Origin of the sequence: Mesorhizobium sp. M4A.F.Ca.ET.022.05.2.1 (genome assembly GCF_003998845.1) — a bacterium.
Lineage (GTDB): Bacteria > Pseudomonadota > Alphaproteobacteria > Rhizobiales > Rhizobiaceae > Mesorhizobium.
Genome location: NZ_RZOJ01000439.1, coordinates 1 through 4,989 on the forward strand (window position 1 = coordinate 1; position 4,989 = coordinate 4,989).

The 4,989-nt window shown below is 66.5% G+C and carries 7 protein-coding genes; 4 read left to right on the forward strand and 3 right to left on the reverse strand.

What is annotated here, in order from left to right:
* A partial coding sequence (locus EN745_RS29895) for an amidase (protein WP_145992208.1) occupies positions 1-1,159 on the reverse strand: 1,159 nt, incomplete at its 3' end.
* 159 nt (positions 1,160-1,318) lie between these two features.
* On the opposite strand from EN745_RS29895, the gene EN745_RS29900 reads away from it, so the two are divergent.
* The 4 genes from EN745_RS29900 to msrB all read left to right on the forward strand — a co-directional run bounded on the left by EN745_RS29900 (position 1,319) and on the right by msrB (position 4,050).
* Positions 1,319-1,858 (forward strand): sigma-70 family RNA polymerase sigma factor, encoded by a 540-nt coding sequence (locus EN745_RS29900; RefSeq protein WP_127422904.1) that lies wholly within the window; start codon positions 1,319-1,321, stop codon positions 1,856-1,858.
* Complete coding sequence (locus tag EN745_RS29905) at positions 1,855-2,559, forward strand: anti-sigma factor (protein ID WP_126057178.1); 705 nt, start codon at positions 1,855-1,857, stop codon at positions 2,557-2,559. Before EN745_RS29900 ends, EN745_RS29905 begins: the two co-directional genes overlap by 4 nt.
* 225 nt (positions 2,560-2,784) lie before the next feature.
* The gene (locus tag EN745_RS29910; protein ID WP_127422905.1) at positions 2,785-3,342 is read left to right on the forward strand and encodes a fasciclin domain-containing protein; all 558 of its coding nucleotides are present in this window, start codon (positions 2,785-2,787) and stop codon (positions 3,340-3,342) included.
* A gap of 204 nt (positions 3,343-3,546) precedes the next feature.
* On the forward strand, positions 3,547-4,050 hold the full coding sequence (gene msrB, locus EN745_RS29915; RefSeq protein WP_126057176.1) for a peptide-methionine (R)-S-oxide reductase MsrB: 504 nt from the start codon (positions 3,547-3,549) through the stop codon (positions 4,048-4,050).
* 8 nt (positions 4,051-4,058) lie between these two features.
* Here the strand turns inward: msrB and EN745_RS29920 are convergent, their stop codons facing one another.
* Both EN745_RS29920 and EN745_RS29925 read right to left on the reverse strand, forming a co-directional pair.
* Positions 4,059-4,547: a DUF2269 domain-containing protein gene (locus EN745_RS29920; RefSeq protein ID WP_127422906.1), complete on the reverse strand. Its 489-nt coding sequence runs from the start codon at positions 4,545-4,547 to the stop codon at positions 4,059-4,061.
* Positions 4,547-4,989: DoxX-like family protein (locus tag EN745_RS29925; protein ID WP_189363198.1), on the reverse strand; the 443-nt coding region annotated here is incomplete at its 5' end. The genes EN745_RS29920 and EN745_RS29925, both read right to left, overlap by 1 nt.

A 4,989-nucleotide genomic window follows, 5' to 3' on the forward strand; every position in this document is an offset into this window, starting at 1 on the left:
GGTGTGCGATGATCGGCATCAGCACCGCATCGTACTGGGCTGTCTCGGCGATCAGCCGGCGCGACGTGGCATTGAGCCGCTGCAGGATCTCATAGAGTTCGCCGGCCGGGATGATATCGCCGAAGCGGCTCAAGACACGCGTGGCGCGCTCGATGTCGCCGGCAACGGAGCGGCCGACGCGCAGCGCCTCGGCGCGCATCGTGCCGGCCACCGCCGAGGTCACCGTCTTGCAGAAGTCGGCCATGAAATCGCGCCCGATATAGGGCAGGTCGATCTCGTCGACCGTATGACCGCCCTCGCGCGCCAACGCGATAGCCGTGTCCAGCGCTTGCAGCGTCTCGGCCGAAATCGGCAGGCCGAGCGGCGACTTGCGGTAGACGGCGAGCCTGAGCTTGCCGGGATCGCGCGCCGCGGCGGCGGCGAAGCTGCCTTTCGGCGCGGGCGCGCCATAGGGCGACAGCGGATCCGGCCCATGCGTCAGGTCGAGCAGCAGCGCCGAATCCCGCACCGAGCGGGCGACCGCGTGGTCGACAACCATGCCGTACCAGCTTTCGCTGGTGAGCGGCGTCAGCGGCACGCGGCCGCGCGAGGTCTTCAAGCCGACCAGCCCGCTGCAGGCCGAGGGCACCCGGATCGAGCCGCCGCCGTCGGAGGCATGCGCCGCCGGCACCACGCCGGCAGCCACCAGTGCCGCGGCGCCCCCGGACGAGCCGCCGGTTGTGTGGCCGGTATTCCACGGATTGCGGGTGATGCCGAAGGCCGCCGATTCCGTCATCAGCCTCAGCCCGTGCTCGGGCGAGGTGGTGGTGGCGATCGGGATCAGGCCGGCGGCGAGATGGCGCTCGACCATCACCGAATTGTAGTCGGCGGTGAAAGCCGGGATGCGGCTGCCGCCATGGATCGGCACGCCCTTCAGGCCGATGCCGAGATCCTTCAGCGCGAAGGGCACGCCGGCGAGCGGCAGCGCGCGGTCGACGCTCTTGGCGCGCGCCCGCGCCGCATCATAAAGCGGCTCGGCGATGGCATTGATGTCGGGGCGCGTCGCCTCGGCGCGCGCGATCGCTGCGTCGACAAGCTCCTGCGGCGAGAGCTCGCCCTTGCGCACCAGGCCGGCCAGGCCGGTCGCATCCTCTTCCCACAGCACCCGTTCGACCGACATCGCCGCTGTCCTCCGCCGGCCCGGAGGCTAGCGGCAGCCGATTTGCTTGGCAACGGCGCCCGAGCGCTTCGTGAGTGCGCGCAAAGATCATCGCAAGCTTAAGCGAGACAACATTGCCTGCGCCGTTGCAAATCAATCGCAATCCTCTAATTTGCCGCCATGGCGCCGCAGGACATCAGCCAGCTGATCGTCCGGACTTCAATGAAGGACCGGGCAGCGTTCGATCTGCTCTACCGGCAGACCAGCGCGAAACTTTTCGGTGTCTGCCTTCGTGTATTGAAGGACAGGGGAGATGCGGAAGAAGCGCTTCAGGAGGTCTTCGTCAAGATCTGGACGAAGGCGGATCGTTTCGCGGTCTCCGATCTAAGCCCGATTTCCTGGCTGGTGGCTATTGCGCGCAATCATGCGATCGATCGCATTCGGGTGCGGCGCGAGCCGGCCGCCTATATCGACGCCGCGCTCGACGTGGCCGATCCGGCGCCGGGACCGGAGGCCATGGCCGTGGCGGGCGGTGAATCCGTGCGCATCTACCATTGCCTCGACGAGTTGGAGAAGGACCGGGCGGCGGCCGTCCGGGGCGCCTATCTGAACGGCGAAAGCTATGCCGAGCTGGCGGAGCGCCATGGCGTGCCGCTGAACACGATGCGGACCTGGCTGCGGCGCAGCCTGTTGAAACTCAGGGAATGCCTGGAAAGATGACGCTGGCAGAGGAAAACGGACCGGAACGTGGAGGCGACGACCTGTTCGCCGCCGAATACGTTCTTGGCGTCCTGGCCGCGGACGAACGCCAGATCGCGTCCCGCCGCATCGAGGCGGACGCCGCTTTCGCGCGCCTTGTCGACCGCTGGGAGGTTCACCTTTCGCCGATGGCCGCCGCCTATCCGGAGACCGAGCCTCCGATCAGGGTCAAGGAGGCGATCGATCGCCGGCTGTTCGCCCAAGAGTCCCGCGCCGGCCTCTGGTCGAGCCTCACCTTCTGGCGCGGCCTCGCCGCCGCCGCCGTCGCGGCGCTCGCGATCGCCATCGCCCTGCCATACATCAACCCGCCTGTCGTCGAGCCGCGGCAGCGGCTTGTCGCATCGCTGGCGGCCGATGGCAGCGACGTCAAATACCTCGTCGTCTACGACGCTGCGCGCCGCGATGTCGGTCTCTCCCTTGTCTCCGGCGAGCGTGCCGCCGGCAAGGACTTCGAGCTGTGGATGATCGAGGGCAAGAACGCGCCGGTTTCGATGGGCGTCATTCCCGCCGGCCAGACGACGCACATGGCCGTCACCCCTGCTGTTGAGCAGAAGCTCGCGCAAGGCGCCGTGCTCGCCGTCAGCGTCGAGCCCATCGGCGGCTCGCCGACCGGCCAGCCGACCGGGCCGGTTGTCGCCGCGGGCGACCTGAAGGGCATCTAGTCTCTTCGAGGATTGAGCGCCCTCCCTGAAAGAATAATCAAAATCTATCCTGCATGAGGTTAGAGCGAGAGAAGTTTCTTTCTGGCTGCGTGCTCATCAGCGTAATTTCGTCCCGCGCAAGGTCAGATAAAAATTTTTGAGAGCCGAGCGAAACTCGCGCAAGTCTGCCCCGTATCTCCTGGTGTTCCCAAAGACGGGCAACGATATCCAGAGGAGATAGAAATCATGCGTAAATTCGCCACCCTTTTGCTCGCCGGTACTATTGGTCTTTCCGCGCTCGGTGCCGCCGCCTATGCCGCCAATCCGATGGTCGGCGGCGCGCCTATGTATGCCAAGAAGAACATCATCGAGAATGCCGTCAATTCGAAGGACCACACCACGCTGGTCGCCGCCGTCAAGGCCGCCGGCCTGGTCGACACGCTGCAGGGCGCCGGCCCGTTCACCGTCTTCGCGCCGACCAACGAGGCCTTCGCCGCGCTGCCCACCGGCACCGTCGAGATGCTGCTCAAGCCCGAGAACAAGGACAAGCTCACCAAGATCCTGACCTGCCACGTCATCGCCGCCAAGGCGATGGCTGCTGACGTCGCCAAGATGGCCAAGGCCGATGGCGGCGCGCACAAGGTCAAGACCGCCGGCGGCTGCGATCTGACGCTCAAGGCCGACAAGGGCAAGGTCACCGTGACCGACGAGAACGGCAACGTCGCCAATGTCACGATCGCCGACGTCCGGCAGTCTAACGGCGTCATCCACGTCATCGACAAGGTGCTGCTGCCGAAGATGTAACAAAGACGCCGCTGCCAGCGAAGACATGGCAAAGGCCTTCCCCGGTTGCGCGGCTCCTCTCCTGTAGGCCGTGCGACTGACCGCTTGCTCCGCGCCGTCCACGTGAAGTGGAGCCGGCGCGGAGTTTTCGTTGGGAGGCGTCAACCGCTTTTGATTTTCGCCTGGCGCGAAAATCTGGCAAACCGGCATTGGAGGAATTGTCCCATGAACCGTCGCGATCTTCTCCTGAGCGGCGCCGCGGCCGCCGCGGTCCTGGCCGGCACGGCTGCCTTGCTGCGCATTGGTGGCGCGCCAAATGCCCGCGCCGCCGAGACCTTCGAAGTGACCAAGACCGACGCCGAATGGCGCGCCATCCTGTCCGACGCGGCCTACAATGTGCTGCGCAAGGAAGGCACCGAATATCCAGGCACCAGCCCGCTGCTCGACGAGCACCGCAAGGGCATCTTCGCCTGCGCCGGCTGCGACCTGCCGGTCTATCCCTCGGAGACCAAATTCGATTCCGGCACCGGTTGGCCGAGCTTCTGGCAGGAAATTCCCAAGGCCATCGGCACGACCGCAGACCGGTCGCTCGGCATGACCCGCACCGAGGTGCATTGCCGCCGCTGCGGCGGCCATCTCGGCCATGTCTTCGACGACGGCCCGCCGCCGACCGGTCTGCGCCACTGCATCAACGGCGTGGCGCTGAGCTTCAAGCCGGCTGCCGCCTGAGTGGCGCTTTAGTTCAGGCCGAGAAGCGTGATGCTGGGCTTGGTCAGCATCAGCCAGAAGATGGCGACCACGGCGAAGAAAGCCGGAAAGCCGAACGCGAACCAGACGCGGTAGAGCCGGTCGAAGCCTGGTGGCAGGGCGGTCGCTTCCGCCGCAGCGTGTTTGGCCATGTCGCGCAAGCGGATCTGGATCCAGACCACCGGCAGCCAGAACAGGCCGATGATCACATAAAGCGCCAGTGACAGCAGGATCCAGCCTTCGTTGAGCGGCCAGCCGACGACGCGCGCCAGCCCGTACCCCGTCAGCGGCTGCAGCACCACGGCAGTCGCCGTGAAGATGCTGTCGGCGATCACCACGATGCCGGCGACATGTGCGATGATGCGCGGGTCGCGGGTCCTGACGGCCATCGCCATGAAGAAGGCGATGCCGATGCCGGTGCCGAACAGCACCGTCGCGCCGAGCACATGGACAAGCCGCAGTCCATCTTCCAGCGCCATCAGCGTTCGTCCAGAGTGGCGAGGGCCGCGAGCGTCAGCAGGATCGACGGCACCACTTTGACGAGGGGGCCGAGCGGATCGCGCCAGAGCGCGGGCTCCGCGAATGTAGCGGCAAGCAGGTAGGCGAGCGTCAGCACCAGCATGCCGATCAGGGCGCGCCGCGCCCAGGGCCGGAAGAGCACCGCAAGCCCCAGTGCGATGTCGGCAAGACACGTCACCGCCACCATCGCGCCCGCGGCATGGCCAGGCAGGAAACTTGCGAAATGGCTGCGCGCCGCCTCGAATGCCAGGAACGGCGTGAGGCCGGATACCAGCCAGAACAGCGCCAGCGCGACGATGATCGGCGCCTTCAGCAGATAGAGGCGGGCGAACCATAGATCCTGCACGCCCGAAGGGGCGGCGGCGAGCGTCTCGGCCGCCGACGAAAGGCGCTGGTCTGACC